The organism is Planomonospora parontospora, assembly GCA_014647935.1.
GTDB classification, from domain to species: Bacteria; Actinomycetota; Actinomycetes; order Streptosporangiales; family Streptosporangiaceae; genus Planomonospora; species Planomonospora parontospora.
On record BMQD01000106.1, the window covers coordinates 1 to 648 of the forward strand.

1 pseudogene is annotated in these 648 nt (G+C 65.4%); it reads left to right on the plus strand.

From position 1 onward, the window contains the following. Positions 1–380, plus strand: a pseudogene (locus IEZ07_RS35320) (hypothetical protein); the annotation flags it as partial. Positions 381–648 lie beyond the last annotated feature (268 nt).

A 648-nucleotide genomic window follows, 5' to 3' on the forward strand; every position in this document is an offset into this window, starting at 1 on the left:
GCAACGGCGGCAAGGGCCACATCAAGGTCACCTACGTCATCACCAAGTGGGGCAAGGGTGTCGGCAAGAAGAACCACCCGGTGCCGTTCGAGACCCGCGCCTGGTCGAAGAAGGACCGTAACCCGGCCGAGCCGGTCATGCTCGCCACCTCGGCCAAGGCCGAGCCCAGGGACGAGAACAAGTCCGGTAAGGACGAGGCCGAGAAGGCCACGCCGAAGACCGACGAGGTCAAGACCAGGAACGTCGCCTCGACTTCGAACACCGGCGAAGCCGGTGGGATCTTCAGCGGGTTCGCGCTCGGAGGACTGCTCATCGCCGCCGGTGGCGCCTATGCCGGCCGCCACATCCTGCGTGAGCGTCTGAGCGTCAAGCGCGGCTGAGCGAGACCTGGTCCTCCACATGACGGATATGAGGCCGCCACCGGTTGACCCGGTGGCGGCCTCGACGCGTTGCCGTCTGCTGGCGATCTGCGCGGAGGACATCCGCTGGCTTCGTCTCCGGAGTGTTTACGCCGTGAACACCCGCGACCCATGAGAGAGGAAATCGGCACCCGACGCCGGAACTCGATGAGCGCCGGATGCGGGACCGGTCACGTCCAGCGAAGTGGTGTATGAGCCGACCTTCGCGTGATCCTGTTTCTGCAGGTTA